At 41.8% G+C, this 4,100-nt stretch carries 2 protein-coding genes; both read left to right on the forward strand.

Going from position 1 to position 4,100, the window contains the following annotated elements:
- Positions 1 to 301: MotA/TolQ/ExbB proton channel family protein (locus tag GXZ17_RS04975; RefSeq protein ID WP_409376184.1), on the forward strand; the 301-nt coding region annotated here is incomplete at its 5' end.
- Complete coding sequence (locus GXZ17_RS04980) at positions 261 to 3,911, forward strand: tetratricopeptide repeat protein (RefSeq protein ID WP_409376185.1); 3,651 nt, start codon at positions 261 to 263, stop codon at positions 3,909 to 3,911. The genes GXZ17_RS04975 and GXZ17_RS04980, both read left to right, overlap by 41 nt.
- Positions 3,912 to 4,100 lie beyond the last annotated feature (189 nt).

The following is a 4,100-nucleotide window of genomic DNA, read 5'->3' on the forward strand; positions in this document are numbered from 1 at the left end:
ATCAGTAGTGGGAGTTGGTAAACCAGCGGAGATGGCCGGGGGAATATCGGAGGCTTTGATTACCACCGCTGCAGGATTGATTGTGGCTATTCCTACTGTTCTTGCTCATCATTATCTCTCTAATTTAGCTGATAAAATCATAAGTGATATCGATAGAGCCTGTACTGAAGTGGTAGAAGCGCTGGAAGAAAGCGCCAACTCTCATAATACTTTACCTTTAGGAAGTGGAAGTGAAAATCTGCGGGAAGGAGAAGAGGAGAATGTTCCGATTTCGGTCTCAGAAGAAGAAAGCTATTCCTAGCATTGATAGAATAAAAATATTTCTTCTTTTCCTTTTGCTGTTTGTTTCTTTCTTTTCTGGGATAGTTGAAGCGCAAGAGAGAGTAAAAGTAGCTGTCTTACCTTTGGTGGGAAAAGATAGAGAAGATGCTTATTGGGGCTATTTTTTGCGAGATATCATAAAAATGGGTTTGGAAGGTGAAGGTGGGGTAGAAATATGCGACTCGCTGCTTGCTGATGAGATAGTGAGAGAAGCACGGATTTCCTGGTCTGATGTTTTGATGCCTTCTACTGCTAAAATTATAGGGGAAAGGATTGGGTGTTCTTATCTTTTGACCGGTTCTTTTCGTTATCGTCTGATGGCAGGTAGAGAGAGAATTTTGGTAAGCGCTCGTATTTTCGAGATAGAAAGTGGTGATTATCTGGATATACCCAGTGAAATATTTGATATCGATAGATTACCAGACCTCGTTGAATATATAGTGGGAGAGTCTTTATACTTTATGGGTTTGGATTACAGAGCACCGATTTATCTTCCCCCTTTCGCGATAGATAACCTTTTACCTCTCTACCGGGGAGTGCAAAAGATGGATGAGGCCCTTGCTACTTATGGAGAGGCACAGTATCCGGATAAGCCTCTATGGAAAGAAGCTTTTTCTTTAGCAGAAGAAACCATAGAAAAAGAGCCTGAGTATTTAGATGCTTATAGTTATCTTGCCTATATGTATAGAAAAACGAGCTGGTGGGCTAAGGAGGTGGAAACCTGGGATCTATATTTGCAAAAGCTCGAGGAGAGAGGAGAGGAGGTTGACAACCGACAAATTTCCCAAACTTATCTTCGCTTAGCTTATTCCTATTTCTATCAGAAGAATTTAAATTTAGCTCGAGAAAGTTTACAAAAAGCAGTAGCAATCAGCCCTCAATGGGCTGAACCTTATCTGTTGTGGGCGAGAATTGAATATGAAGATGGCAATATAGAGGAGGCAGAAAGACTTTATTCTCAAGCTTTTGAGTTGGATCCCTCCCTTAAAGAGGCTGAATATTTTGCCCAATTGGCAGGGAAAGCTAAAGTCTACGGTAAGTCAGCTTATGAAGCCTATGTAGCTGGTTACCAATCTTTTGCTGCTGGAAACCTGGAAAAAGCAGAACAGTATCTACGAGAAGCTATTCATCTAAACCCGGAAATGAAAGAAGCTTACTACTGGCTGGGAAGAACTCTCTATGACGCCGGAAAGTCAAAAGAGGCAGAAAAAGCCTGGGAAAAGGTTTTAGAAATTGACCCCTTCCATAGCCAGGCTCGCCGGTTCTTAGATAAAACACAGCAGGAAGTAAAATATGGTAGAGAAGCGCTAAATTATTTTCGCCAGGGTTATGAGCTTTACGAGAAGGGTCTATATGAGGAAGCAGCAGGACTATTTCGTCAGGCACTAAAAGTTAATCCTGTGTTTCCTGATGCTCATGATTATTTGGCCCGCTGTTATTATCGCCTGGGAAAAACCGAAGAATATGTAAGAGAAAGAGAAGAAAGCGCTAAGCTTTTAGAAGACGCAGAGGAGAAGGCTTGGCAATATTATCAAGTGGGTTATGAGCTGTTCTCCTGGGGAGAAAAAGAAAAAGCTCTTCAAACACTGGAAAAAGCGATAAAAGAAGATCCTTTTTTAGCTGATGCTCATCTTTTATTGGGAGAGCTCTATGGAGAGAAAGGAAATTGGGCTAAATCTGGAGAACATTATGTTCAGGCTCTCGAAGGATTAGAAGGAGAAACCCGGGGTTTAGCTCTATGGGGAGCTGCGGTAGCCAGTTTTCACTTAGAAAATTGGGAAGAGTCTCTTTCCCTCTTGAACGAGCTGGTAGTTAATTATCCTTATGGTGAGTTCATAGAAGAGGCAGAAGTAATGAGGATGGAAGCTCTGGTGAGAGAAGGAAAATATGAGGAGGCTCAACGTAGCTTCCAGCAATTTCTGGTTCGTTTTCCCCAGAGTCCTTTCCTGGAGCGAGCTCAGTTTTGGTATGCTTCCAGTTTTTATCAGGCTAAAGACTGGGGAAATGCTCAAAAATTCCTGGAAGAATTCCTCCGCCTTTATCCCCAGAGTTCCTTTCGCTCTTCTACCATAGAGATGCTGGGCTATACTTATCGAAATCTGGGGAAAGAAGGGGAAGCTCAAAAATACTTTTCTCAACTGGAGGGAGAAGAAGGAGATTTTCTAACTGCTGATGCTTATTATCGAGAAAAAGATTGGAAGAAAGCCATTTCTTCTTTTGAGGACTACCTTTCCCGTTATCCTCAAGGTAAGTTTTCTTTAGAGGCTCGGTTTAAGTTAGCTTCTTCTTACCTGGAAACTGGTAATCCTGATAAGGCTCAGGAGCTCATAAGAGGATGGGAAGGAGAACTACAAAATAAGTTCAAGAAAGATTTCTTGCCTTTTAGCATTAAGTTACACGCTCAAAAAGAAGAATGGAGAGAGGTTAAAGAGGAAATTCTACGTTTGGAAAAAGAAAGCGGCAAGTTGGAGGAAGAATATTATTTACTTTTAGCCCTGGCTTACACTAACTTAGGAGAAGAAGAAGAAGCCAAAAACGTCCTCGCTCGGGCGGGTAAAGATCCAGAAGAGATATTAGCGAGCCCTGAGAAAGAGGAAGCACAGGAAATATTGGACCTGATGGAGAGAGGAGATTACCATTCGGCTCTTTCTCGCCTCAAAGTTCTCAGGGAAGAGGAAAGTCCTTTAATTAGCAAATCAATGATCGACTTTCTGGAGGGAAAGTGTTGTTATCAGCTGGGAGATTTCTCTCAGGCTTTTAACCTCCTTTCTCGGGCTCTCGCATCCCCTGAGGAAAGCTTTAAGGAAGAGGCTCTCTTTTACCTCTTTAATTCTGCTTATAAGCTGGAGAGATGGGATAAAGTAGTAGAAGCCTATTCTCAGATGAAAAATAAAGATGACTCATCAGTACGTTTTCGAGCGGCTTTAGCTTATTATTACTCGGGTAACTATGAAGAAAGCATACCTATTTTGAGAAGTTTGCAGGACGACCCTGACCTTTCTTCTTCTGTAATTTCGCTTTTGGTGGAAGAGCTGTTTCTTCTAAAGGATTATAATGAGTGCGGGAAAGAAGCAGAGAAATTTTTGATTACTTTCCCTCAGGATCCCCAAAGGGAGAGAGTTCTTTATCTTGCTTCCTGGGCTTTTTATTATTCTGACGACCTGGAGAAAGCTGAAGAATCCATAAAATCTTACCAGACGGAATTTCCAGGGGGAAAATACAGAGAGGAGCTTTCCTCTCTTTTAGCCGACCTTTATTTGTTTCAAGGAGAGTTAGATGAAGCGATAACAATTTTAAAAGAAATGGAGTGGAGCAGTGACCCTCAGCGGAAACTTTATACCTGGTATAGATTAGGTAATGCATATTTAGGGAAGGAGGATTTTGCCCGGGCCTTTCCTTATTTCGAGCGTTTGTTTCAAGCAGGACAGAGTGAGTATCAAACTGCAGCTGGTTACTGGTGGGGAGTTTGTTTAGAATATCTGGATAGGTTGGAGGAAGCAAAAGAAGTTTACCGGGCTGTTATTGAGACCGGGCAAGAAGACCAGTGGGTGTCCAGGGCTCAGGAAAGATGGGATGTGCTGACCAGATGAAAAGGAGGATAGAGGTTTTCTAACTATGCAAATTTTTTCTTTGATAATTAAAGGCGGATACGTTATGTATCCCATTATTCTCTGTTCTATAATTTCTCTGGCTATTTTTCTAGAAAGATGGTATGTACTGCGTCATTCCAGAGAAAGAGTAGATAGGTATTTACGATCGGTAAAAAGAGCTGTGGCTCA

It is taken from the genome of Candidatus Sordicultor fermentans (genome assembly GCF_012728195.1).
Lineage (GTDB): Bacteria > Atribacterota > Atribacteria > Atribacterales > Caldatribacteriaceae > Sordicultor > Sordicultor fermentans.

Coding starts and splice junctions, on each gene's coding strand:
- GXZ17_RS04980 (WP_409376185.1), top strand. CDS start 261: ATGTTCCGATTTCGGTCTCAGAAGAAGAAAGCTATTCCTAGCATTGAT.